Genomic DNA, 22,600 nt, shown 5'->3' with positions numbered 1-22,600 from the left:
AAGACTCCCGCGTTGATGGAAGAAAGGCGTGGGGCCGGCAGGCCGCTCACTGGATGGAGTAGCCCCCGTCGATGACGATGTTCTCGCCCGTCAGCATGCCGGCGTGCGTACCGGCCAGGAACACGGCCAGCCGCGCCACCTCCTCGGGCTGCGCAAAGCGGCCCGTGGGGATGAGTGCGCGCATGGCCTCCCCCACCTGCCCGGCCCAGGCCTTGCGGCCCAGCGGCGTGTCCACCACCGTCGGCGAGATGGCGTTGACGGTAATGCCGTCCGTCGCCCACTCCAGCGCCAGCACGCGCGTCAGTCCCACCAGGCCCGCCTTGCTGGCGCAATAGGCGGCATGGCGCCGGAGCGCGACCACGCTGGCCTGCGAGGCCAGGTTGATGATGCGTCCGTGGCGCTGGCGGCGCATGGCCGGGGCCACCGCCTGGGCCAGCAGCAGCGGCGCCGTGAGGTTGACGGCCAGCGTGCGCTCCCACGCCGCCTCGCTGACTTCGCCGGCCGGCTCCAGCAGCGCCACGCCGGCGCTGTTGACCAGGATGTCGATGCGGCCCGTGGCCTCCAGCACCGTGGCCACCACCTGCTCCACGCCCGCAGGCCTGGTCACATCCACCGCCAGCGCCAGGTGGTGCCGGGGCTCCGCCAGGCTGGCAGCGGCCGCGTCCAGTGCCTGCCGCTCCAGGTCCACCAGGACGACACGCGCACCGCCTTCGGCGAGCTGCCGGGCAATCGCCAGGCCGATGCCGCCCGCGCCGCCGGTGACCAGGGCCGTGCGGCCGTCGAAGTCCCGCTCCAGGCTGTCGGCGCTCATTTGCGCACCTTCTGCAAGAAGGCGTCGGCATTGGCGGGCACGATGGCTGTCCAGGGCACCTCGTAGGATTTGGCCGTGCCATCGCCCCAGGGCATGGCCTGGGCATACTCGCTCCATACCACCGAGCGCGGCCGGTAGGACGGGCCGACAAGCTGGCGCAGCAGCACATCCAGCGCGCCCTGCGCCTGGGCCTGGGCATCCTGGAAATTGGTGGTCATCTCGCCGCGCTTGACGGCCGTGATGGCGGCGGCCACGCCGTCCACGCCCACCACCGGGATGGTCTTGATATCGATGCCCTTGGTCTTGATGGCCTGCACCGCGCCCAGGGCCTCGTCGTCGTTCTGGGCGATCACGCCCTGGATCTGGCCCGGGAATGCGGTCAGCCAGTTCTCCATCAGTCCCATGGATTCGGCGCGCGACCAGTTGGCGGTCTTGCGCGCCAGCACCTTCACGTCCTTGTGGCGGGCCAGCACCTCGTCATTGCCGCGCGCCCGCTCGATCTGTGCCGACTGGCCTATGGGCCCCTCGATGACGACGATATTGCCCTTGCCGCCGATGGCCTTCATCAGCGCCTCGGCCTGCATGCGGCCGGCCACCACATCGTCATTGCCCACGTAGGAAGTCAGCACATCGCCCTGCACGCGCGTGTTGGAGCCCACCACGGGAATGCCGGCCTTCACCGCCTTCTGCACAGGCGCCGCGCCCGCCTTCAGGTCGATGGGCACGAAGAGGATGCCGTCGTACTTCTGCGTGATCATGGTGTCGAACTGGTTGCTCTGCGTCAGCGCGTCGTAGTTGCCGTCGAACACGGTGATCTGCACCGTGCCGTCCTTCACGGCCGGATGCGCCTTCAGCTCCTTGGTCCACATCTGCATGAACTCGCCCTTGAGCCCATAGACGGCCGCGCCTATGCGGTAGGGCTTGGCCGGCGATGGCACTGGTGCTGGCGCCGACAGCGGGGCCGGAGCCTGGGCCCGGACCTGCGCTGCGGCCAGGAACAGCCCACCGGCAAGCGCGGCGGCAAGCACGATGGTGAAGCGGAAAAACGGCATGGTCATGTCTCCTGTGTGTTGTGAAAGGCAAGGGGAAAAACGCAGCACGGGCAGCGCCCGGGCTCAGGACGCGAGGTGCATCAGCGCCTCCTGCGTGATGCCGTGGCCGGCCACCACGCGGTCAAGCCGGCCTTTGCGGAAGATGGCAATGCGGTCGCTCAGCTCCAGCAGCTCCGGCGCCTCGGAGGACACCACCACCACGGCATGGCCCTGCGCGGCCAGCGAGGCCAGGAAGGCGTACACCTCGCGCTTGGCACCTTCGTCGATGCCCCGCGTGGGCTCGTCGCACAGCAGGCAGACGGGATTGGTGGCCATGCAGCGGGCCAGCACCACCTTCTGCTGGTTGCCGCCGCTCAGGCCCGACACCGGCATTGCCGGGCTGGCCAGCTTCACGCGCAGGCGCTGCAGCAGGCCGCCCACCAGCACGCGCTCTGCCGCGCCATCCACCACCCCGGCGCGCTGCAGGCCCGGCAGTGCGGGCAAGCTGGCGTTGAAGCGCACCGAGGAGCTCATCACCAGCCCCGTGGCCTTGCGGTCCTCGGTCACCAGGGCCAGGCCCGCCTTGATCGACGCCGCCGGATTGCCGCGCGGCAGGGGCCGTCCGCCCAGGCTCGCCTGCCCCTGGTCGGCGCGCGCGAGGCCGTACAGGCAGTTGAGGAATTCGCTGCGGCCCGATCCCATCAGTCCGTAGATGCCCAGCACCTCGCCGGGGGCGACGTCCAGGCTGATGTCCTCGAACTCGCCCCGGCGCGTGAGCCCCTGCACCGACAGCAGCGGCTCGCCCGGCACCGCAGCCCTGCGCTCGCTGGCGGCAGCGCGGACTTCCCGGCCCACGATGAGCTTCACCAGCTGCCGCCGGTCGATATCGGCCAGCGCGCCGGTCTGCACGAAGCCGCCATCGCGGAACACCGTGTAGCTGTCGGCAATGGTGAAGATCTCCGTCAGGCGGTGCGACACGTAGAGGATGCCGGCGCCCTGCGCGGTCACGCGGCGTATCGCGTCGAAGAGGATGGCGGTCTCGCTTTCGCCAATGGCCGAGGTGGGCTCGTCCATGATGATCAGCTCGCTTTGCCGGCTCAGGGCCTTGGCAATCTCCACCAGCTGGGTCTGCGCCAGGCTCAGGCGGCCCATCTGCGCACGCGGATCGATATCGAAGCCCAGCTGCCTGAGCAGCGCATCCGCCTGCTCCAGCAGCGCGGCATGGCGGACCACTATGCCGGCACGCCGGGGCTCGCGGCCCAGGAAGATGTTCTCGGCCACGCTCATGCCCGGGATGGGCGACAGCTCCTGCGTGATGATGGACAGGCGGTGCGCCAGCGCCTCGTGCGGCGTGGCGAAATCCACCGGCCGGCCCTTGAGCAGTATCTCGCCGGCATCGCGCCGCAACAGGCCCATCACGATGTTCAGGAAGGTGGATTTGCCTGCGCCATTGCCGCCGCACAGCGCGTGCACGCTGCCCGCCTGCAGCTCAAGGCAGCCGTTGCGCAGCGCAGGGACGCCGCCGAAGCTCTTGGCCACGCCGCGCGCCTGCAGCAGTGCGGTGCCGGTGCCGGTGCCGGTGCCGGTGCCGGTGCCCATGGTCACGCGCCCTGCCCGCGCCCGGCCGCGGCGGCCTGCGAGCGTTCGAAGCCGGTGATGGCATCCACCTTCAGGGCCGAGCTGCCGCCATCGAAGCGCGATGCGAGGAAGCGGTCCACGATGGCCTTGGCCAGCTCCACCCCGATCACGCGCGAGCCCAGCGTGATGATCTGCGCGTCGTTGCTGCGGCTGGCGCGCTCGGCCGAATAGGTGTCATGGGCCTGCGCGGCGCGGATGCCTGCCACCTTGTTGGCCGCAATGGCCATGCCTATGCCCGTGCCGCACAGGAGAACGCCGCGCTCATGGCGGCCCTGGACGATGGCCTGCGCCACCGCGATGCCGATGTCGGGGTAGAGCACCGGCTCGCCGTCGTGCGTGCCGAAGTCGGCCACTTCGTGGCCCTGGGCCAGCAGATGCTGCTTCACGGCGTTCTTGAGGTCGCAGGCGGCTTCGTCGCAGCCGATGGCCAGCTTCATGTCATCCCTTTCATTACAAAAGACCATCACATGATCATTTGATCAATGTTTTTTGAGAGTCTTCTCAATCGAAGAGCAGTTGTCAAACAACGATAGCTATGTGAGTCGGCAAGATGAATACATAACCTGTTGAATTTTCTACAAAATCCATCAAATCCTATCGTTTTCCCTTGGCTATTGAATAGCCAAAAGGCATTGACATGCCAATTTCAACAAATCAAAAATGACCATTCAATGATCATATGAACAGTGCTCGGCACACCCGCCGCGACTGCACCTGGAGGAGACAAAGGCATGACGACCAACCGCGTGATCAACGACCCCGACCGGGTGGTGGAGGACATGCTCCAGGGATGGATCGCCGCCCATGGCGACACCCTGCGCATCGACGCCGGCAATGCCCGCGTCGTGCGCCTGCATGGCGCGCCACGCAGGGGCAAGGTGGGCATCGTGACGGGCGGCGGGTCGGGGCACGAGCCGGCCTTTCTGGGCTATGTGGGCGCAGGCCTGTGCGACGCCGCCGCCGTGGGCGAGGTCTTCTCGTCCCCCACGGCCAGAAGCTTCTACGACGCCATGCGCGCAGCCGATGGCGGCGCCGGCGTGGCCTGCCTGTATGGCAACTACGCGGGCGACAACATGAACGTTGCCATGGCCGTGCAGATGGCCGCGGCCGAAGGCATGGCGGTCAGGACCGTGGTGGCCAACGACGACGTGCCTTCAGCCGCGCGGGGCGACGAGGCCAGCCGCCGTGGCGTGGCCGGCGAGATCCTGATGTGGAAGGTGGCGGGCGCCCGGGCGGCCATGGGCGCCAGCCTCGACGAAGTCATCGCCATCGCCCGGCACGCCATGGCCCGCACGCGCAGCATCGGCATCGGCCTGTCGGCATGCACCATTCCCGCCGTGGGCAAGGCCAACTTCCATATCGAGCGCGGCAGCATGGAAGTGGGCATAGGCCACCATGGCGAGCCCGGCATGTCCGTGCACCGCACGGCCACGGCGGCCGATATGGCCGAGCGCATGCTGGACACCCTGCTGCCCGACCTGCCCTTCGCCCCGGGCGACCGCGTGGCCGTGCTGCTGTCCGGCCTGGGCGCCACGCCGCTGATGGAGCAGTACATCCTCTATGGCGAGGTGGCCCGGCGCCTGCAAGAACGCGGCATTCAGGTGGCCTTCCGGCTGGTGGGCAATCTCTTCACGTCGCTGGAGATGATGGGCATCACACTCACGCTGATGCAGCTGGACGACGAGCTGCTGGCCTGCCTCGAGGCGCCCTGCCAGTCAGTCGCCCTGACCCTGGCCGGCGGGCTGCCGCCCCAGCCGCAGGAGGCCATTCCAACGCCGCCCTCTGTTCCGGCAAGGACGCCGGCGCAGGCGCAGGAACAGGCACAAACCGCCCGCCCCCAAGCCGCAAGGCGCACCAGCCAAGGGCCGGCCATTGCGCTCGATGGCGCGGGCAGCATCGTGCGTGAACTGATCACGGCCATCGTCGGCCACCGGGAGTTCCTGAGCGAGATCGACGGCCTGATCGGCGATGGCGATCACGGCATCAACATGGCCAAGGGCTTTTCCGGCTGCGGCGCACGGCTCGATGCCATGGACGCCAGCCAGGCAGCGCAGCTGCCTGCGGCGCTGCAGCAGCTGTCCCAGGCCTTGATGGACGATATCGGCGGCTCCATGGGCCCGCTGTACGGCAGCTTCTTCCAAGGCTTCGCCGATGTTCTTGGGCCGGAGCAGGAGATGGATGCCATCCTGTTCGGCCAGGCGCTGGCGCGGGCCGTCGCCGAAGTGCAGGAGATGGGCAAGGCCCAGGTGGGCGACAAGACCCTCATCGACACGCTGGCCCCGGCCCTGCAGGCCTACCGGCAATCGCTGCAGGCCGGCGCCGGTTTCCGCGAGGCGCTGCAGGCCATGGAGGCCGCGGCCGAGGCGGGCAAGGAATCCACGCGCCACCTGCAGGCCCGCATCGGGCGCTCGGCCCGGCTGGGGCCGCGCTCCATCGGCGTGCTGGACGCGGGCGCCACGTCCTGCTGGCTCATCCTGAGCACCATGTCCCAGTCGCTGCAGCGGCGACTGGCGCAAGCCTCAGCCTAGGGGCTCAGCGCCTGCGGGCAGCGCCGCGCACCAGCAGCACCAAGACGGCCACGCTCATGATGGCGAAGCAGATGAAAGACCAGTTGGCGATGGAGCCGCCCAGGAAGCTCCAGTCCACGGCGGCGCAGTCGCCCGAGCCACGGAAGATCATGGGCACGGCACGGCTGATGGAGTAGTTCTCGATCATTCCGTAGAAGTCGCGCCCGCAGGTGGCGAACTCGGGCGGATACCACTGCAGCCAGCTCTGGCGCGCGGCGACGAAGGCGCCAAAGCCTGCAGCCACCAGCGCCAGCACGCCCCAGCTGATCAGCCAGCCACGGCCGCCGCGCACACTGCCCAGGCCCGTGAAGAGGGCCACGCCGATCAATGCATAGCGCTGCACGATGCACATCGGGCAGGGCTCCAGCCCGACCACATGCTGCAGATACATGCCGAAGGCCAGCATGGCCACGCAGGCCAGGCTGATGAGCGCCAGGATGCGGCGCGGAGCGTTGTCAAACCATTGAAGCATTCTTGTCTTTCGTCACCCGGTTGAATGAAATCAGGGCTGCGGCGCCGGCCCGGCGCTGCAGCCCTGTTCAGCGGGTGCAGGAAGCCGTTGCCGCGCCGTCAGATGCCAGCCGCCTCGTCCAGAAACACCTTGGCACGGCGCGGTGTCACCACCAGGGTTTCCCCCTCGCGCAGGGCCATGTCCCTGAACTGCTGCGCAGGAATCTGCGCCTCGATCAGGCCACCCTCTTCGGCATTGTCCGTGCTTTCGGTGCTCTCCGATGGAATAAGTTCCAGGCGCGCAATGGGCCCCACGACGATGGCGCGGGCCAGCTGCACGACGATGCCCGTGGGCCGTCCCTGGACGTCCAGGTTCTGGCCGGGCGAGTAGCGCTCCACCTCCAGATCGTGCGGGCGCACATAGGCGAAGGCCTTGCTGTCGCTGGCGCCCTTGGCGTCGTGGCTGTCCAGCTGGGTGCCGTCGTCCAGGTAGACGCGGCCATCGCTGGCGCGGCCCTTGAACAGGTTGACATCGCCCAGGAAGCCGTAGACGAAGGGCGTGGCCGGGTTGTCCCAGACCTGCTGGGGCGTGCCCTCCTGCTCGATGCGGCCCTGGTTGATGACGACCACGCGGTCGGCCACCTCCAGTGCCTCCTCCTGGTCGTGGGTCACGAAGATGGAAGTCACGTGCAGCTCGTCATGCAGGCGGCGCAGCCAGCGGCGCAGCTCCTTGCGCACCTTGGCATCCAGCGCGCCGAAGGGCTCGTCGAGCAGCAGCACCTTGGGCTCCACCGCCAGGGCGCGGGCCAGGGCAATGCGCTGGCGCTGGCCGCCCGACAGCTGGGACGGGAAGCGTTCGGCAATCCAGTCCAGCTGCACCAGCTTGAGCAGGCTCATCACCTTCTCGCGGATCTGGGCCTCGCTGGGGCGCTGGCTGCGCGGCTTCACGCGCAGGCCGAAGGCCACGTTCTCGAACACGGTCATGTGGCGGAACAGCGCGTAGTGTTGGAACACGAAGCCCACGTTGCGCTCGCGCACATGGACATCGGTGGTGTCTTCGCCGCTGAAGTGGATGCTGCCCACGTCGGGCGTCTCCAGGCCCGCGATGATGCGCAGCAGCGTGGTCTTGCCGCAGCCCGAGGGGCCGAGCAGTGCGATGAGTTCGCCGGACTGGATGTCCAGGCTCACATCGCGCAGGGCCTGGAAATCGCCGAACTGCTTGCTGACGTTGCGTATTTCAATGCTCATGGTCTTGCTCTTGCTTTTGTCTGGTCGGGGCCGGGGTTCAGGACACCTGCGGCACCTGGGATGCCTGGGAAGACGCCGTGGGGCGCTCGGGAGGCAGGTCGGCAGCGGCCTTGGCCTGCTGCTCGGCACGCCACTCGGCCACCGACTTGATGACCAGGGTCACCAGCGCCAGCAGGGCCAGCAGCGAGGCGGCAGCGAAGGCGGCAACGGACTGGTACTCGTTGTAGAGGATCTCCACATGCAGCGGAATGGTGTTGGTCTGGCCGCGGATGTGGCCCGAGACCACCGACACCGCGCCGAACTCGCCCATGGCACGCGCATTGCACAGGATCACGCCGTACAGCAGGCCCCACTTGATGTTGGGCACGGTGACCTTCCAGAAGGTCTGCCAGCCCGTGGCACCCAGCACGATGGCGGCCTGCTCCTCGTCGCTGCCCTGCGCCTGCATCAGCGGGATCAGCTCGCGGGCGATGAAGGGGAAGGTCACGAAGATGGTGGCCAGCACGATGCCGGGCACGGCGAAGATGATCTTGATGTCATGCTCGGCCAGCCAGGGGCCGAACCAGCCATGGGCACCGAACACCAGCACGTACATCAGGCCCGCCACCACGGGCGAGATCGAGAACGGCAGGTCGATCAGGGTGATCAGAAAGGCCTTGCCCCGGAACTCGAACTTGGCGATGCACCAGGCCGCCGCCACGCCGAACACCAGGTTCACCGGCACGGCGATCAGCGCCGTGATCAGGGTCAGCTTGATGGCCGACCAGGCATCGGGCTCCTGCAGGCCGGCGACATAGGCGTCCCAGCCCTTGCGCAGCGCCTCGGTGAACACGGCCGCCAGCGGCAGCACGAGGAACAGGCCGATGAAGATCAGCGCAATGCCCGTGAGAATCCAGCGCACGGCGCGCGGCTCGGTGGTGGTGAGCTTTTCGCGCCGGCCCTTCGGGGGCGCGGTGAGCCTGTACAGCACCAGCACGGCGACCAGCACCGCGCCAATGATCTTGAGAAGCAATGCTTCCTGTGGAGACAACGCCATCTCAAGCCCCTCCCGAATGCTTGCGCTGCCATGCCTGCAGCGCGTTGATGACCAGCAGCATCACGAAGGAGAACAGCAGCATCACCACGGCCACGGCCGTGGCGCCTGCGTAGTCGTATTGCTCCAGCTTGCCGATGATGATCAGCGGTGTGATTTCAGAAATCATGGGCATGTTGCCCGCGATGAAGATGACCGATCCGTACTCGCCGATGGCGCGTGCAAAGGCCATGGCAAAGCCCGTGAGCAGCGCGGGCGTGATGGCCGGCAGGATTACCTTGTAGAAGATCTGCCAGCGCGAGGCGCCCAGGCTGGTGGCAGCCTCTTCCAGCTCCTTCTCGGAGTCTTCCAGCACCGGCTGCACCGTGCGTACGACAAAGGGCAGGCCGATGAAGATCAGCGCAATGACCACGCCGTTCGGGTTGAAGGCCAGCTGGATGCCGTAGGGCTCCAGGTACTGGCCCACCCAGCCGTTGCCGGCCAGCAAGGCGGTCAGCGAAATGCCGGCCACGGCCGTGGGCAGGGCAAAGGGCAGGTCCACCAGGGCATCGACGATCTTCTTGCCCGGGAACTTGTAGCGCACCAGCACCCAGGCGATCAGCAGGCCGAACACCAGGTTCACGCAGGCCGCCGCAAACGAGGCGCCAAACGTCAGCCGGTACGAGGCCAGCACGCGCGGCGAGGCCACGGCCTCCCAGAACTGGGGCCAGGTGAGCGAGAAGGTCTTGAACAGCAGTGCCGACAACGGGATCAGCACGATCAGGCTCAGATAAAACAGCGTATAGCCCAAGGTCAGCCCGAAGCCGGGCAAAACGCGCTTGGCGCCGCGCCCTTTGCGCGCCGCACCGGACGGTGCGGGCACAGGAGCGTCGGCGCCAGGCCTTGGGCTGGTCGGAACGGCAGACACCATGTTGGATTCCAAATCAGCCAGTGTGGGGAGGGGGCCTCAGGCGGACTGCGCCGCCTTCATGCCTGCTTGCGTGCTTACTTGCCGGGGACGTAGATCTTGTCGAACTGTCCGCCGTCGTTGAAGTGCACCTTCTGGGCTTCGGACAGCGAGCCGAAATACTTGGCCACGGTGAACTGCTTGATGGGCTTGAACACATCGGCATGCTTCTTGAGCACGGCCTCGGAGCGGGGGCGCAGCGCGTGCTGTGCGGCGATTTCCTGGGCTTCGTCGGAGTACAACCAGGCCAGGTAGTCGTGCGCCAGCTGGCCCGTGCCCTTCTTGGCCACGGTGCGCTCGACCACGGCCACGGGGTTCTCGGCCACGATGGACACCGAGGGATGGACGGCATCGACCTTGCCCTTGCCGAATTCGCGGTCCACGGAGACCACTTCGGATTCGAAGGTGATCAGCACGTCGCCGATGTTGCGCTGCAGGAAGATGCTGGTCGCGTCGCGGCCGCCCTTGCCCAGCACGGGCACGTTCTTGTAGAGCTGCTGCACGAACTCGGCTGCCTGCGCGTCGGTGCCGCCCTTCTCGCGCACCGAACCCCAGGCCGCCAGGTAGGCGTAGCGGCCATTGCCGCCGGTCTTGGGATTGACCACCACGACCTTCACGTCGGGACGGATCAGATCGCTCCAGTCCTTGATGTTCTTGGGATTGCCGTTGCGCACCAGGAACAGCATGGTCGATGTGGTGGGCGAGGCGTCATTGGGGAATTTCTTGGCCCAGTCCTTGGCGACCACGCCGCTGTCGGCCAGGAACTGCACGTCGGTGGTGGTGTTGAAGGTCACCACATCGGCGGCCAGGCCGTCGTTGACGGCGCGCGCCTGGGCGCTGGAGCCACCGTGCGACTGGTCCACCTTGATGTCCACGCCCTTGGTCTTCTTGTAGTGGGCGACGAAGGCGGCGTTGTAGTCCTTGTAGAACTCGCGTGCCACGTCGTAGGAGACGTTGAGCAGCTGGTTCTGCGCCGATACCGTTCCCGCGGCGGCCAGCGCCAGGGTGGCCAACAAAGTCTTGAGCTTCAAAGAATGCATGGTTCGCTGCCTTTTATTAGTGGACATCTCTGCGGTGTATTCACAGACAGTCACATTGTGCGAACGCTGACTTAAAACTCAAAAGAATATATTTTTGTTTGTTAATGGCCTGTCACCATATAAAGGACCTGCCCTGCCCGCGGCCCCCCGCCGGCCCATCACAGGCCGGCAGCCCATGGCGCGCCAGCGCCAGTGCCCGCAGAGACGGAGGCATGCGCAGCCGCCACACGTGGCGGACGCGGCGAGCGCGGCGAACGCACGGCAGGCCGGGGCTGGGCCGGCTGCCAGCTGTCGCCCTGCATCAGCGACTGCAGCAGCGCCAGGCCCAGGGGCCAGTCGCCAAAGCCCGATTCGACATTGATGTGCCCCGCGTTCTGCAGCCGCACGAACTCGCTTCCCCAGGCCCGCGCATAGGCGCCGGCCCGGCGGATCGGACAGTAGGGATCGTTGCTGCTGGCCACCAGCACGCTGCGGTACGGCAGCGGCGCATAGGGCACGGGCGCAAAGTCGGCCAGCTGGGCACGGCGCTCGGGATCGGCCGGCGCCACCAGCAGCGCACCGCGCACGCGCGCACTGGCCTCGGGGCCCAGGTGCGCTGCCGTGATGCAGCCCAGGCTGTGGGCGGCCAGCACCACCGGCTCGGGCCGGGACAGCACCAGTTGCTCCAGCGCGGCCACCCAGGGATCGCGGTGGGGCACCAGCCAGTCGTCCTGCTCCACGCGCTCGGCATGCGGCAGCTGCTGCGCCCACAGGCTTTGCCAGTGGTCAGGACCGGAGTTGCGCCAGCCGGGCACGATGATGATGCGGTGGGGATTCATGGGTTCTCCTGGACTGTCCATTGCTGGACATGGGCCCCGATTGTGGAGAACACCGCCAACTATCCCAACGAACGTTTTGTTGTTTTCTTATGGCGTGGCGAGGTGCAACCCAACCCTAGCGTCCGGCCGGCTCGCGCGTGGCATGGCTGTTGCGCCCCGGCACGGTCTCGCCGAGGAAGTCCAGGAAATGCCGCACGGCCGGCGCCAGGCCGCGCCGCGAGGGGAAGACCGCGTGCACGATGCCCTGGGGCGGCTCCCAGCCCGGCAGCAGGTGCACGAGCCGGCCCTCGGCCAGTTCCTCGTGGCACATGTAGTCAGGCAGCCAGCACATGCCGCTGCCGGCCAGCGCCGCGAATTTCAGCGTGAGCAGGTCATCCACCACATAGCGCGGCTGCAGTTGCAGGCGTTGCTCGCGGCCTTCGGGGCCGACCAGCAGCAGGCTGGACTGGCCATCCACCGCCGACATGGACATGCTGTCCAGGTGCTGCAGGTCGGCCAGTGCACTCGGCGTGCCCTGGCGCTCCAGCAGCTCCGGGCTGGCCACGAGGATCTGGCGCGCCACATCCAGCCGCTTGACGACCATGGAGCCGCTGTCCTCCAGACTGGGGCGCACGCGCAGCGCCACGTCGATGCCCTCCTCCACCAGGTTCACGGGCCGGTTGGTCACCTGCATCTCCACATGCACCAGCGGGCAGCGCTGCAGGAACTGGGGCATGAGCTCGCCCAGCACGGTCTGGGCCAGGGTCACGGGGCAGCTCACGCGGATGGTGCCGCGCGGCTCGGTCTGCACCTCGGCCACGGTGTCGGCGGCGGCCAGGGCCGCATCGCGCATGGCCTGGCAGTGGCGCAGATAGGCCTCGCCCACCTGGGTCAGCGAGAGCTTGCGCGTGGTGCGCTGCAGCAGGCGCACGCCCAGCCGGGCCTCCAGCTCGGCCACGCGCCGCGACAGCCGCGACTTGGGTATGCCCAGCGCCCGCCCGGCAGAGGCAAAGCCGCCGCGCTCCACCACCTCGGCGAAGTACAGCATGTCGTTGAGATCCATCATGTCGCGCGTCCCTCCCCTGTGCTCATTGACTGCAAATTCAGGACAATCTATCGCAATTTCGGCGGCTTATCAAAGACTCTGTCCAAATTCACAATTGATCCCATCGTCGGCCCTACAAGCTTTCCCGAGTGGCCGATCCCAACCGCGATCCCAACCGACATCTCAGGAGCTTTTCCATGCAAGTGCTGCACATCGACTCTTCCATCACCGGCGCCGCTTCGGTGTCCCGCCAGCTGACCGCCCAGACCGTTGCTGCCCTGGTCGCCGCCAACCCCGGCGCCAAGGTCGAATACCTGGATCTGGCCGTGAACGCCCCCGACCACCTGAACGCAGTGTCCATGGGCTTTCGCACCGGCCAGGCCGCCACGACGGAAGCCGAGCGCGCACAGAACGCCATCTCCGAAGCCCTGGTGAGCCAGTTCCTGGCGGCCGATGTGGTCGTGGTCGGCGCTCCGTTCTACAACTTCACCATCTCCAGCCAGCTCAAGGCCTGGATCGACCGCATCGCCCAGGGCGGCCGCACCTTCCGCTACACCGCAGCCGGCCCCGAAGGCCTGGCCAAGGGCAAGAAGGTCATCGTGGCCTCCACGCGCGGCGGCGTGTACTCCACCAGCGAAATGGGCCAGGCCCTGGAGCACCAGGAAAGCTATCTGAAGACGGTGTTCGGCTTCCTGGGCATCACCGATGTGAGCATCGTGCGCGCAGAAGGCGTGGCCATGGGCGATGAGTCCAAGGCCAAGGCCCTGGAATCGGCCCGCAGCGACATCGTGCGTGCAGCGGCTGCCGCCAATCAGGAAGCGGCCATCGCCGCCTGAGGGCCATTGCAGCCCGCAGGGGCTGCCTGCTCAATGAATGGACAAGCGCCTGGGTTTCGGCCCAGGCGCTTTTGCTTTTGGAGAAGCACGGCGCGGACGTGCCGGGCCGTCCGGAATGCTCCCAATGGACTGTGGCGAATAAAAGAGGTATCCGCCTCTGCACCTCCTTTGAAAAAAGCAATGCGCGATGGGCTTTCGCAGACACACGAAGCTGGTAGGCTGAACCATCACCGCCCTATTCGCGGCTTTGTCCGACACGAACCGTCTGTATTTCAGAAGGACGGCGGACCTGCCGATATCCAGGCAGCCTTATTGCATTCACTGCCTTCCATCCATGCCAGCCACAAGCCACCGTCCCCATGCCCGGCCCCGCGGCCCTGTCCATGTCCATGTCCGCCCGCCGTCCGATGAAAACCTGGTGATCACGGTGATCGCCGTGTCCCTGCTGGCCATTACCGTGGTGGGCATCGGCGTCTACCAGTTCATGCAGTACCAGCGCGAGCAGGACCAGGAGCAGCTCAATTCGCGCGTGTACCGCAGCTATGTGCGCAACACCGACGAGGCACCTGCGCCCGAGGAGCCCGAGCAGCCCGCCGCAGCGCCCACCCCCGCCAAGCCCAGCCAGCAGCAGCTGAACCAGGAAATGACGCGCAAGCTGCTGGCCCATCCCGGCGTGACGCCCGGTGCGGGCTTTTCGGCGCCCGGCGTCAAGTCGACGGGCGTGGTGATCATCGACGCCATCGACCAGGCCCAGGCGCGCGAGAAGGCATCGTCCGCCGCACGCCCTGCTGCGGCGATTGCCAACCCTTCTCCCGCTTCCTGACGCTTCCTGACCTCTGCGCTCACAGGAGCCGCAACGCAAAAGCCCGGCATTGCCGGGCTTTTTTGTGTCTTGAGCGGCCTTGCCGCACCGCTCACTGGTGCTTGCGCGCCCAGGCAGCGAACTTCTGCACGAAGCCGTTCACGAAGTCGCGGCTGCCGGCGCCGATAGAGCCGTCTTCGGCAAACAGGCCGTCCTTGGCCTGGATGAAGATCTCGGGCTGGGCCAGCGTCGGCATGTCGAGGTAGGCCAGCACATTGCGCAGATGCTGCTGTGCGAGCGCCGTGCCGATGGCCCCCACGGAGACGCCGGCCACGGCAGCGGGCTTGCCGGCCCAGACGCTCTTGCCGTAGGGGCGCGAGCCCTGGTCCAGCGCGTTCTTGAGCACACCGGGAATCGAGCGGTTGTACTCGGGCGTCAGGAACAGCACGGCCTGGGCCGACTGGATCTGGGCGCGGAACTGCTTGACCACGTCCACCTCATTGCCGTCATGGTCCTGGTTGTACAGGGGCAGGTTGTCGATGGCGACCTGCTCGAAGACCAGGCCTTCGGGCGCCAGGCGCGCAATGGCGTCGGCGAATTTGCGGTTGAAGGAATCCTTGCGCAGGCTGCCCACGATGACAGCGACCTTGATCTGGCTCATGCATTGCTCCTGGAGGAAATGGCGGGAAACGGGCGGAAAAGAGGCGGGAGGGGCACCTCCCGCAAGCAGCCATTATGTGGCCGCCTTCAGCGGGCTCACTGTAGGAAGGAGGGCTTGGCGTAGCCCTGGAACTTGCTGTCCACCACGGCCTTGAATTCGGCGGAGCGGTAGACCTCGGCCAGGTCCTTGGCCCATGCCGTGCCCTGGTCCTTCTTCTTGATGGCCACCACGTTCAGGTAGTGGTCGGGGGTCTTTTCCAGCGAGACGGCCTCGGTCAGCTTCAGGCCCGAGGAGATGGCGAAGTTGCCGTTGATGATGGCGTACTCGGTGTCGCCCAGCGAACGCGGCAGCTGTGCGGCTTCCAGCGGGATGAACTTGAGCTTGCGCGGATTCTCGGCCAGGTCCTTTTCGGACACGCGCAGCGGATCGATGCCGGGCTTGGCCTTGATCAGCCCGGCCTGCTCCAGCAGCACCAGCGCGCGCGCCAGGTTGCTCGGGTCGTTGGGCAGGGTCACGCGGTCGCCTTCCTTGGCCTCGGCCAGGGTCTTGCGGGTCTTGGAATACACGCCCAGCGGGGCAATGGGGCCTTGCACCAGCTCCACCAGGTCCAGCTTCTGGTCGGCCGCGAACTTCTGCAGGTAGACACGGTGCTGGAAGAAGTTGGCATCCAGCGAGCCCTGGGCCAGCGCCAGGTTGGGCTGCACGTAGTCGTTGAACTCCACCAGCTTGACCTGGTAGCCCTTCTTTTGCAGCAGCGGCACGATGCCCTGCTTGAGCTGGTCGATGTTGGAGCCTGCCGTGCCGCCGATCACCAGCTGCTTCTTGTCGGCCTGGGCGTGGGCGGGCAGCGCCAGCACGCTGGCAGCGGCAAGGGCGGCGGCCGAGGCCAGCAGATGGCGGCGCACGAAGGAAAGGGATGCGGTCATGTCGGAGTCCTTTTTTTGGGAGAGAGCGGGAAGAAAGAAGAAAGCGGGTCTGGACAGCGCGCTCAGCCGCGCTTGTCCAGGCGGCGGGCCGCCGTGTTGCCCACGAACTGGATGACCTGGACCATGGCCACGAGGATGGTCACGGTGAGCACCATCACATCGGTCTGGAAGCGGTAGTAGCCGTAGCGGATGGCCAGATCGCCAATGCCGCCGCCGCCCACCACGCCAGCAATGGCCGAGTACGACAGAAAGCTCACGGCCAGCACGGTCAGCGCCAGCACCAGGCCCGAACGCGCCTCGACGATGAGCACGCGCCAGACGATCTGCAGCTCCGAGGCGCCCATGGCGTGCGCGGCCTCGATCACGCCGCGCGGCACATCGCGCAGGCACTGGTCCACCAGGCGTGCCAGGTAGGGAATGGCCGCCACGGACAGTGGCACGGCCGCAGCCAGCGGGCCGATGGAGGTGCCGGCCAGCCAGCGCGTGAAGGGCACCAGCGCGACCAGCAAGATGATGAAGGGGAAGGACCGCACGGTGTTGACCGTCCAGTTCAGCACGGCGAAGGCCGGGCGGTTGTCCAGCGACTGGCCGGGGCCCAGCAGGAACAGCAGCACGCCCAGCGGGCCGCCGATGAGCACGGCGGCCGACAGGCCGATGCCCAGCATCAAAAGGGTCTGGCCCATGGCCAGCCACAGCTCGGGCAGGATTTCGACGATGTTTTCAGACATGGGAATGCGGAATCGAAAAGAAGGGAAAAACGGGAAGGGGCGAAGACCCCATCAGTGCTCGGAGCCACCCACGGCGCGCAGCACTACGGGGCGGGTGGCGCCGCGCTCGCGCAGGGCCTTGTCGGCGCGCTCCACGCGCAGGGCCTCGAGTTCGCTGCCCAGCAGCGTGGCGCGCTGCGGCGCCTCGTAGGCACGGCCCTGCGGCAGGGCGGGCAGCGTGAAGCGTTCTGCCACCTGGCCCTGCTCGATGATGGCCACCTCGCTGCACAGCGCATCGACCACGGCCAGCTCGTGCGTGACGATGACGATGGTCACGCCCAGGCGGCTGTTGATGTCGGCCAGCGTAGCCAGGATGGAGCGCGTGGTCTCGCTGTCCAGCGCCGAGGTGGGCTCGTCGCACAGCAGCACCTGCGGGCGCGGAGCCAGGGCGCGCGCAATCGCCACGCGCTGCTTCTGGCCTCCCGACAGCTGGGCAGGATGGCTGGCCGCCTTGTCGGTCAGGCCCACGATGTCCAGGCACTCGCGCACGCGCTGCTCGATCTGGGCACGCGAATGGCCACCGTGGATGCGCAGCGGAAAGGCCACGTTCTCGAACACGGTGGCGTTCTGCAGCAGGTTGAACTGCTGAAAGATCATGCCGATGTTCTGGCGCGCCTCGCGCAACGCGCGGCGGCCCAGGTCGGTCAGGCGCTGGCCTGCCACCACCACCTCGCCGCTGTCGGGACGCTCGAGCAGGTTGATCAGGCGCAGCAGCGTGGACTTGCCCGCGCCGCTCTTGCCGATCAGGCCGAAGACCGTGCCCTGGCCGATGTCCAGCGATACCGAACGCACGGCATCGAAGTGCTTGCCATCGGCTGTTACAAATTTCTTTTGCAGGTCGCGCAGGCGGATCAGCGCGTTTTCCGGGGCCAAATGGGCGGTCTGGACGGTCATGGAGTCTCGGTTCGGCAGTGAAAACGGTCCTGGGATCGGCAACGGCAGCCTTTGCACCGCCATCTCCAGGCAATGGCGCGCAATTTCCGGGCCCTGTGCTGCGCAGTTGGACGCAGTTGCAAGCCGATGGGCATGCGTTGTCTTGCGTCGTCGCCAAGCACAGGCGAATCCCCAGGATCTGCCGTCATTAGTGTTCTAACGAGTGTGTTGCAAAACGTTGTTCAAACAAAAGAATAAAAAATACGGTGCTTATATCGATTGCCGTCTTTCAAGCCTTGATGTACGGCCTGGACGGCATTGCTAGAATCCGCCCCCGACAGGCCTGTACAACGGCAAGATCCCTTGCGGTTGCGTGCATTACAGGTAAGTGCCCGCTTTCCTTTGCCATGCCCGAATCCTCCCGAACTGCCGACCGCCCTGCCAGCACCGCCAGCCTGCGCGTGGAAGCCGTGCGCCTGCGGCGCGGCATCACAACAGTCTTTGACGGCCTCGACCTGCGGCTGGACGAGCCGCGCGTGGGCCTCATCGGCGACAACGGCGCCGGCAAGACCAGCCTGTTCCGCCTGCTGTGCGGCCTGGATGCGCCCGAGGCCGGGCGCGTGCTGCTGGACGGCACCGAACTGCACGAAGCCCGTGCACAGCGCCCGGGCCAGGTCGGGCTGATGTTCCAGAACCCCGACGACCAGATCATCTTCCCCACCGTGGAGGAAGAGCTGGCCCTGGGTCTGCGCCCTTCGGGCATCTCGCGGCGCGAGGCCACGGAGCGCGCCCGTGCCCTGCTGGCCAGCCGCGGCCTGGCCGACTGGGCACCGCGCGCCGTGGCCGGACTCAGCCAGGGCCAGCGCCAGCAGGTGTGCTGGCTGGCCCTGCTCATTGCCGCGCCGCGCGTGCTGCTGCTGGACGAGCCCTTCGCCAGCCTGGACCTGCCGGGCCAGGCGCGGCTGGCCCGGGACATCGCGGCCGCCGACCAGCAGATCCTGGTCTCCACCCACGTGCTGGACCACGTGCGCAGCTTTGGCCGCGTGCTCTGGCTGGAGCGCGGCCAAGTGCGCGCAGACGGCCCCGGCCACGCGGTCTGCGCGGCCTATGAAGCCGACGTGGCCCGCCGGCTGCAAGCGCAGGACTGACGCAGGAGCCGGCCGCCATGGGAAGTCTCTACAGCGAATACACCAGTTGGCTCCATGCCTGGAGCGCGGGCCGCAAGCTGCTGCTCATGGCGCTGCTGGGAACGGGCCTGTTCCTCATCGATTCACCGTGGCTGCTGGCCCTGGCCGGCGCCGCCTGCGGCCTGCTGTGGCTGTCGCTGGGACGCGCCACCGAGGGCGCACGGCGGCTCATGCTGTCGGTCACCGTGGCCGCCTTGCTGGTCGCGGCCTTCCATGTGTGGATGCAGCACTACGCCCTGGCCGCCGCCAGCGCGCTGCGCCTGGTCTGCGCCTCCACGCTGGGCATGGCGCTGACCGTGAGCACACGCCCCAGCGATCTGGTCGATGTGCTGGAGCGGCTGCTGGCGCCGCTGGAGCGCATCGGCATCTCCCCCGAACAGGTGGCCCTGCAGCTGGCATTGATGCTGCGTTTCACCGAGCATTTCTTTGTGCAGTGGAAGCGCATGGACGATGCCCACCGGCTGCGCACGGGCCGCGCGGGCGGCCTGCGCCTGATTGCGCCGCTGACCATCCACATGCTGCAGGCCACGCGCCGCGTGTCCGACGCGCTGTGGGCGCGCCTGGGCCGCTGAGGCCTGCCCTGCCCCATTTCCCGACCGATCCATACGCAAAAGCCTTGCGAGAACCTTCCGAGAACCGTCCATGACCGCCCCCTCCACCGTCTCACGCGCCTCCGCGCGCTCCATGGCCCAGGTCTCGCTGTTTGCGGCGCTGATGGCGGTCATGGGCCTGATTCCCAAGATCGACCTGCCGCTGGGCGTGCCCATCACCATCCAGTCGCTGGGCGTGATGCTGGCCGGCGTGATGCTCGGCCCCTGGCGCGGCATGCAGTCCATGCTGCTGTTCCTCGCGGCCGTGGCCGTGGGCCTGCCCCTGCTGTCGGGCGGGCGCGGCGGCATTGCCGTCTTCATGGCGCCCTCGGCCGGCTACCTGCTGGGCTACCCGCTGGCGGCCTGCATTGCCGGCCTGGTCATGCGTGCGCTGCCCCAGGGCTCGCCCCGGCGCGCGGCGTTCAGCGCCTTTGCAGCCTCGGCGCTGGGCGGACTGGTGGCCCTGCATGCCTTTGGCGTGCTGGGCCTCATGCTGATGGCCAAGCTCAGCCTGTCGCAGGCCTTCATGGCCACCTTGCTGTTCGTGCCCGGCGATCTGATCAAGTGCGTGCTGTGCGCCCTGGTGGTGCACACGGTGGCGCGCGGCATGCCGGATTGGCCGTTCGGAGGCCGCCAGCATGGTTGAGCCGCTCGCGCCCCACCCGCTGGCCGCGCCGCTGCAGCACCCGTGGACCCTGGTCCATGGCCCGCTGGAGCATTGGGCCCGGCAACACCCCGATGCGATGGCGCTGCAAAGCGAGGCGGGCCAATGGAGCTTTGCCGCGCTGCATGCCGCCGTGCTGCAGCGCTCGGCCGCGCTGGTGGCCGGCCAGGCGCCAGAGATGCTGCTGCTGGACACGGGCGGCAGCGCCAGCACCGTGGATGCCATCGTCGAATTCCTCGCCATCCTGCACAGCGGCCGCTGCGCCGCCGTGGCCGACCCCGATTGGCCCGAGGCCGTGCGCCAGCGCATCGAAGGCTGGCTGCCCACCGCGCCCAGCCCACTGGCCGAGGCCACGGCCACCGGCGCCTTCTACACCGGCTTCACCTCGGGCAGCACCGGCCTGCCCAAGGGCTTCATGCGCCACCACCGTTCGTGGACAGAGAGCTTTCGCGTCTGCCTGCAGGACTTCGGCCCCGTGGCCGCGCAGCGCACCATGGCGCCCGGGCGCATCTCGCATTCGCTGTTCCTGTTCGGCGTGATGCAGGGCCTGTGGTGCGGCGAAGGCGCCGTGGTGCAGGAGCGGTTCTCGGCAGCGCGCTGCCTGGCCTCGCTGGCGCGCGGCGAAGCCCCCTGCCTGGTCGCCGTGCCCAGCCAGTTGCTGCTGATGCTGCAATGGGCCTCACACCGCGCGCTGGCGCCCATCCCCGAGGTGGAACTGATCATGATCAGCGGCGCGCGCTGGATGCGCGCCCAGACCCCGGCCCTGCGCGCGCTGTTTCCGCGCGCACGCATCATCGAGTTCTACGGCGCCTCGGAGGCCAGCTTCATCGCCTGGATGGAGGCCGACGAACAGGCCCCGCCCCAGGCCGTGGGCCGGCCCTTCAGCAATGTGCAGTTGCAGATCCGCCCCGCCACGCAGCAGCCCGGCGACCAGCCCCTGCAGCCGGGCGAGGACGGCCTGATCTACATGCGCAGCCCCATGCTGTTCATGGACTATGTGGGCGAGGCGCGCGATGGCACGGCCGCGCTGCGCGATGGCGAATGGCTGTCCGTGCGCGACATGGGCCATATCGATGCCGGCGGCCAGCTGTGCCTGGCCGGACGCCAGAGCCGCATGCTCGTCACCCAGGGCAAGAACCTGTTCCCCGAGGAAGTCGAGACCCTGCTGGCCGCGCACCCGGGCGTGGCCCAGGTCTCCATCCAAGGCCTGCCCGACGCCCTGCGCGGCATGCAGGTGCACGCCGTCGTGCAATGGCACGGCGCCGCGCCCGCAGGCTCCGCACAGGCGCTGGCGGCCTGGCTGCGCGAGCGGCTGGAAAGCTACAAGCTGCCGCGCCAATGGTGGAGCTGCACCGACTGGCCGCAGACCGCCAGCGGCAAGACCGACCACGGCCGGCTGGCGCGCGCGCTGGCGGCCACTGCCACCGCCACGGACACGGACACTGGCCGGGCACTGCCCGGCGAACCCGCGCTGCTGCCCCTGCCATGAACCCGCAAGACGCCCCCGTCATCCTGGCCTGGGCTCGCAGCCCCGTCGCCCCCGTGGGCGGTGCGCTGCGCGAACTTGCCGCGCACGAACTGGGCGCGCCCGTGCTCCAGGCCCTGCTGGCCCGGGCCGGCCTGCCTGCCCGGGCCGTGGATGCCGTGGTCTTAGGCAACGCCCTGGGCGCAGGCGGCAACCCGGCCCGCATGCTGGCCCTGGCTGCGGGCCTGCCGGAGCGCTGCGCGGCCCACAGCGTGGATACCCAGTGCTGCTCGGGCCTGGACAGCGTGGCCCTGGCCGCAGGCCTGCTGCTGTCGGGCCAGGCCGATATCGTGGTGGCCGGTGGTGCCGAGGCCTGGAGCCGTGCCCCCATCCGCCAGACACGCCCGCGCCATGCAGGCGAGTTGCCCGTCACCTATGACCGCCCCGCCTTCGCTCCCGACCCCGCACGCGACCCGGACCTGCTGCAATCGGCCGCCGACCACGCGCTGGCCCATGGCATCACCCGCGCCGTTCAGGAGGCCCATGCCATCCACAGCCACGCGCTGGCGCTCGCGCACCGCGACCGGCTGGCCCAAGAGATCGTGCCCATGGCGGGGCTGGACCACGACGCCTATCCGCGCGCCTTGAACCCGGCCCGCGTTGCCCGCATGCCCGTGGTGGCCGAAGCGGATGGCGTCGTTGACGCCCATGCACGCCAGCGCCATGCGCTGAGCACACCCACCATCTCGCCCAAGGCCGATGGCGCAGCCCTGGTGCTGCTGGCCACGCCGCAGGCTTGCGCACGCCTGGGCCTGCAGCCACGCGCCCGATGGATTGCCAGTGCCTCGCTGGGCCATGCGCCGGAAACACCGCTGGTCGCCGCCGCACTGGCGGCCCAGCAGGTGCTGGAGCGTGGAGCCGCAGCGCTGCAGCTGCCTTGCCTGACTGCGGCAGAGCTCCAGGCTGTGGAGCTGCACGATGCCTTCGCCGTGCAGGCCCTGGCCTTTGCCGAAACCCTGGGCCTGCCGCTGCAGCAGCTCAACGCTGGCGGCGGTGGCCTGGCGCGCGGCCATCCCATAGGTGCATCGGGCGCGGTTGCGCTGGTGCGCATGCTCTGCGACCTGCACCGCACGCCAGCAGCCCACAGACCGGCCCTGGGCCTGGCCGCCATTGCAGGGGCGGGCGGCATAGGCGCGGCCTGCCTGGTGCAGGCGCTTTGAATC

Annotated in this window: 23 protein-coding genes; 8 read left to right on the top strand and 15 right to left on the bottom strand. The window is 68.0% G+C overall.

The features are described 5' to 3' along the window. Window positions 1-46: 46 nt before the first annotated feature. The 4 genes from IAE24_RS04195 to rpiB form a co-directional block, all read right to left on the bottom strand. A complete protein-coding gene (locus IAE24_RS04195) occupies window positions 47-811 on the bottom strand; it encodes a GolD/DthD family dehydrogenase (RefSeq protein WP_199959772.1) in 765 nt (254 codons plus the stop codon). Continuing rightward, window positions 808-1,863: a substrate-binding domain-containing protein gene (locus IAE24_RS04190; protein WP_199959773.1), complete on the bottom strand. Its 1,056-nt coding sequence runs from the start codon at window positions 1,861-1,863 to the stop codon at window positions 808-810. Before IAE24_RS04190 ends, IAE24_RS04195 begins: the two co-directional genes overlap by 4 nt. Before the next feature lie 63 nt (window positions 1,864-1,926). After that, window positions 1,927-3,441, bottom strand: coding sequence for a sugar ABC transporter ATP-binding protein (locus IAE24_RS04185; RefSeq protein ID WP_199959775.1), 1,515 nt, complete (start codon window positions 3,439-3,441; stop codon window positions 1,927-1,929). 2 nt (window positions 3,442-3,443) lie between these two features. After that, window positions 3,444-3,917, bottom strand: coding sequence for a ribose 5-phosphate isomerase B (gene rpiB, locus IAE24_RS04180; RefSeq protein ID WP_012206383.1), 474 nt, complete (start codon window positions 3,915-3,917; stop codon window positions 3,444-3,446). 294 nt (window positions 3,918-4,211) lie between these two features. Between rpiB and dhaL the strand changes: the two genes are divergently transcribed. Next, window positions 4,212-6,008, top strand: a complete 1,797-nt coding sequence (gene dhaL / locus IAE24_RS04175; protein ID WP_199959778.1) for a dihydroxyacetone kinase subunit DhaL — start codon at window positions 4,212-4,214, stop codon at window positions 6,006-6,008. A gap of 4 nt (window positions 6,009-6,012) precedes the next feature. Here dhaL and IAE24_RS04170 read toward each other — a convergent pair whose 3' ends face one another. From IAE24_RS04170 to IAE24_RS04140, 7 genes are all read right to left on the bottom strand, one after another. Next, window positions 6,013-6,519: a disulfide bond formation protein B gene (locus tag IAE24_RS04170; protein ID WP_012206385.1), complete on the bottom strand. Its 507-nt coding sequence runs from the start codon at window positions 6,517-6,519 to the stop codon at window positions 6,013-6,015. 98 nt (window positions 6,520-6,617) lie between these two features. After that, on the bottom strand, window positions 6,618-7,745 hold the full coding sequence (locus IAE24_RS04165; RefSeq protein WP_013801698.1) for a sulfate/molybdate ABC transporter ATP-binding protein: 1,128 nt from the start codon (window positions 7,743-7,745) through the stop codon (window positions 6,618-6,620). Window positions 7,746-7,782: 37 nt separating this feature from the next. Beyond that, window positions 7,783-8,781, bottom strand: a complete 999-nt coding sequence (gene cysW, locus IAE24_RS04160; RefSeq protein WP_083571227.1) for a sulfate ABC transporter permease subunit CysW — start codon at window positions 8,779-8,781, stop codon at window positions 7,783-7,785. Window position 8,782: 1 nt separating this feature from the next. Next, window positions 8,783-9,688 (bottom strand): sulfate ABC transporter permease subunit CysT, encoded by a 906-nt coding sequence (gene cysT / locus IAE24_RS04155; RefSeq protein WP_013801696.1) that lies wholly within the window; start codon window positions 9,686-9,688, stop codon window positions 8,783-8,785. 74 nt (window positions 9,689-9,762) lie between these two features. After that, on the bottom strand, window positions 9,763-10,764 hold the full coding sequence (locus tag IAE24_RS04150; RefSeq protein WP_013801695.1) for a sulfate ABC transporter substrate-binding protein: 1,002 nt from the start codon (window positions 10,762-10,764) through the stop codon (window positions 9,763-9,765). A gap of 158 nt (window positions 10,765-10,922) precedes the next feature. Then, complete coding sequence (locus tag IAE24_RS04145; RefSeq protein WP_013801694.1) at window positions 10,923-11,582, bottom strand: RBBP9/YdeN family alpha/beta hydrolase; 660 nt, start codon at window positions 11,580-11,582, stop codon at window positions 10,923-10,925. A 115-nt stretch (window positions 11,583-11,697) separates the two neighbouring features. Next, window positions 11,698-12,627 (bottom strand): LysR family transcriptional regulator, encoded by a 930-nt coding sequence (locus IAE24_RS04140; protein WP_199959780.1) that lies wholly within the window; start codon window positions 12,625-12,627, stop codon window positions 11,698-11,700. 176 nt (window positions 12,628-12,803) lie between these two features. On the opposite strand from IAE24_RS04140, the gene IAE24_RS04135 reads away from it, so the two are divergent. Both IAE24_RS04135 and IAE24_RS04130 read left to right on the top strand, forming a co-directional pair. Then, entirely contained in the window at window positions 12,804-13,442 is a 639-nt protein-coding gene (locus tag IAE24_RS04135; protein WP_012206392.1) for an FMN-dependent NADH-azoreductase, read from the top strand. Window positions 13,443-13,776: 334 nt separating this feature from the next. Beyond that, window positions 13,777-14,265, top strand: a complete 489-nt coding sequence (locus IAE24_RS04130; protein ID WP_199959782.1) for a hypothetical protein — start codon at window positions 13,777-13,779, stop codon at window positions 14,263-14,265. A gap of 91 nt (window positions 14,266-14,356) precedes the next feature. Here the strand turns inward: IAE24_RS04130 and IAE24_RS04125 are convergent, their stop codons facing one another. The 4 genes from IAE24_RS04125 to IAE24_RS04110 form a co-directional block, all read right to left on the bottom strand. Further along, complete coding sequence (locus IAE24_RS04125; RefSeq protein WP_012206394.1) at window positions 14,357-14,905, bottom strand: NADPH-dependent FMN reductase; 549 nt, start codon at window positions 14,903-14,905, stop codon at window positions 14,357-14,359. Window positions 14,906-15,000: 95 nt separating this feature from the next. Next, window positions 15,001-15,831 (bottom strand): MetQ/NlpA family ABC transporter substrate-binding protein, encoded by an 831-nt coding sequence (locus IAE24_RS04120; protein ID WP_013801689.1) that lies wholly within the window; start codon window positions 15,829-15,831, stop codon window positions 15,001-15,003. 62 nt (window positions 15,832-15,893) lie between these two features. After that, window positions 15,894-16,559, bottom strand: a complete 666-nt coding sequence (locus tag IAE24_RS04115; protein WP_012206396.1) for a methionine ABC transporter permease — start codon at window positions 16,557-16,559, stop codon at window positions 15,894-15,896. 51 nt (window positions 16,560-16,610) lie between these two features. After that, window positions 16,611-17,492 carry a methionine ABC transporter ATP-binding protein gene (locus IAE24_RS04110; protein ID WP_034395395.1) on the bottom strand — a complete coding sequence of 294 codons (882 nt, stop codon included), beginning with the start codon at window positions 17,490-17,492 and terminating at the stop codon, window positions 16,611-16,613. Between the two features lie 386 nt (window positions 17,493-17,878). Here IAE24_RS04110 and IAE24_RS04105 point away from each other — a divergent pair, with 386 nt between their 5' ends. The 5 genes from IAE24_RS04105 (at window position 17,879) to IAE24_RS04085 (ending at window position 22,597) form a co-directional block, all read left to right on the top strand. Next, entirely contained in the window at window positions 17,879-18,619 is a 741-nt protein-coding gene (locus tag IAE24_RS04105; RefSeq protein ID WP_199959784.1) for an energy-coupling factor ABC transporter ATP-binding protein, read from the top strand. 17 nt (window positions 18,620-18,636) lie between these two features. After that, entirely contained in the window at window positions 18,637-19,230 is a 594-nt protein-coding gene (locus tag IAE24_RS04100; protein WP_043820550.1) for an energy-coupling factor transporter transmembrane component T family protein, read from the top strand. Window positions 19,231-19,300: 70 nt separating this feature from the next. Continuing rightward, window positions 19,301-19,894, top strand: a complete 594-nt coding sequence (locus IAE24_RS04095; RefSeq protein ID WP_013801685.1) for a biotin transporter BioY — start codon at window positions 19,301-19,303, stop codon at window positions 19,892-19,894. Next, window positions 19,887-21,401: an AMP-binding protein gene (locus tag IAE24_RS04090; RefSeq protein WP_199959786.1), complete on the top strand. Its 1,515-nt coding sequence runs from the start codon at window positions 19,887-19,889 to the stop codon at window positions 21,399-21,401. The genes IAE24_RS04095 and IAE24_RS04090 overlap by 8 nt, the downstream gene beginning before the upstream one ends. Beyond that, on the top strand, window positions 21,398-22,597 hold the full coding sequence (locus IAE24_RS04085) for a thiolase family protein (RefSeq protein ID WP_199959788.1): 1,200 nt from the start codon (window positions 21,398-21,400) through the stop codon (window positions 22,595-22,597). Before IAE24_RS04090 ends, IAE24_RS04085 begins: the two co-directional genes overlap by 4 nt. Window positions 22,598-22,600: the final 3 nt, after the last annotated feature.

The sequence above is a fragment of the Delftia sp. S65 genome (genome assembly GCF_016516495.1).
In the GTDB taxonomy this organism is placed as follows: Bacteria; Pseudomonadota; Gammaproteobacteria; order Burkholderiales; family Burkholderiaceae_C; genus Comamonas; species Comamonas acidovorans.
This window is presented reverse-complemented; position numbering and strand designations above follow the sequence as displayed.

What these genes read in the sequence shown, in the direction of transcription:
- IAE24_RS04115 (WP_012206396.1), bottom strand. Translation starts at nt 16,559, where the DNA reads ATGTCTGAAAACATCGTCGAAATCCTGCCCGAGCTGTGGCTGGCCATG.
- IAE24_RS04145 (WP_013801694.1), bottom strand. Translation starts at nt 11,582, where the DNA reads ATGAATCCCCACCGCATCATCATCGTGCCCGGCTGGCGCAACTCCGGT.
- IAE24_RS04135 (WP_012206392.1), top strand. Translation starts at nt 12,804, where the DNA reads ATGCAAGTGCTGCACATCGACTCTTCCATCACCGGCGCCGCTTCGGTG.
- dhaL (WP_199959778.1), top strand. Translation starts at nt 4,212, where the DNA reads ATGACGACCAACCGCGTGATCAACGACCCCGACCGGGTGGTGGAGGAC.
- IAE24_RS04150 (WP_013801695.1), bottom strand. Translation starts at nt 10,764, where the DNA reads ATGCATTCTTTGAAGCTCAAGACTTTGTTGGCCACCCTGGCGCTGGCC.
- IAE24_RS04195 (WP_199959772.1), bottom strand. Translation starts at nt 811, where the DNA reads ATGAGCGCCGACAGCCTGGAGCGGGACTTCGACGGCCGCACGGCCCTG.
- IAE24_RS04090 (WP_199959786.1), top strand. Translation starts at nt 19,887, where the DNA reads ATGGTTGAGCCGCTCGCGCCCCACCCGCTGGCCGCGCCGCTGCAGCAC.
- IAE24_RS04085 (WP_199959788.1), top strand. Translation starts at nt 21,398, where the DNA reads ATGAACCCGCAAGACGCCCCCGTCATCCTGGCCTGGGCTCGCAGCCCC.
- cysW (WP_083571227.1), bottom strand. Translation starts at nt 8,781, where the DNA reads ATGGCGTTGTCTCCACAGGAAGCATTGCTTCTCAAGATCATTGGCGCG.
- rpiB (WP_012206383.1), bottom strand. Translation starts at nt 3,917, where the DNA reads ATGAAGCTGGCCATCGGCTGCGACGAAGCCGCCTGCGACCTCAAGAAC.
- IAE24_RS04100 (WP_043820550.1), top strand. Translation starts at nt 18,637, where the DNA reads ATGGGAAGTCTCTACAGCGAATACACCAGTTGGCTCCATGCCTGGAGC.
- IAE24_RS04125 (WP_012206394.1), bottom strand. Translation starts at nt 14,905, where the DNA reads ATGAGCCAGATCAAGGTCGCTGTCATCGTGGGCAGCCTGCGCAAGGAT.
- cysT (WP_013801696.1), bottom strand. Translation starts at nt 9,688, where the DNA reads ATGGTGTCTGCCGTTCCGACCAGCCCAAGGCCTGGCGCCGACGCTCCT.
- IAE24_RS04095 (WP_013801685.1), top strand. Translation starts at nt 19,301, where the DNA reads ATGACCGCCCCCTCCACCGTCTCACGCGCCTCCGCGCGCTCCATGGCC.
- IAE24_RS04140 (WP_199959780.1), bottom strand. Translation starts at nt 12,627, where the DNA reads ATGATGGATCTCAACGACATGCTGTACTTCGCCGAGGTGGTGGAGCGC.
- IAE24_RS04165 (WP_013801698.1), bottom strand. Translation starts at nt 7,745, where the DNA reads ATGAGCATTGAAATACGCAACGTCAGCAAGCAGTTCGGCGATTTCCAG.
- IAE24_RS04105 (WP_199959784.1), top strand. Translation starts at nt 17,879, where the DNA reads ATGCCCGAATCCTCCCGAACTGCCGACCGCCCTGCCAGCACCGCCAGC.
- IAE24_RS04110 (WP_034395395.1), bottom strand. Translation starts at nt 17,492, where the DNA reads ATGACCGTCCAGACCGCCCATTTGGCCCCGGAAAACGCGCTGATCCGC.
- IAE24_RS04185 (WP_199959775.1), bottom strand. Translation starts at nt 3,441, where the DNA reads ATGGGCACCGGCACCGGCACCGGCACCGGCACCGGCACCGCACTGCTG.
- IAE24_RS04170 (WP_012206385.1), bottom strand. Translation starts at nt 6,519, where the DNA reads ATGCTTCAATGGTTTGACAACGCTCCGCGCCGCATCCTGGCGCTCATC.
- IAE24_RS04130 (WP_199959782.1), top strand. Translation starts at nt 13,777, where the DNA reads ATGCCAGCCACAAGCCACCGTCCCCATGCCCGGCCCCGCGGCCCTGTC.
- IAE24_RS04190 (WP_199959773.1), bottom strand. Translation starts at nt 1,863, where the DNA reads ATGCCGTTTTTCCGCTTCACCATCGTGCTTGCCGCCGCGCTTGCCGGT.
- IAE24_RS04120 (WP_013801689.1), bottom strand. Translation starts at nt 15,831, where the DNA reads ATGACCGCATCCCTTTCCTTCGTGCGCCGCCATCTGCTGGCCTCGGCC.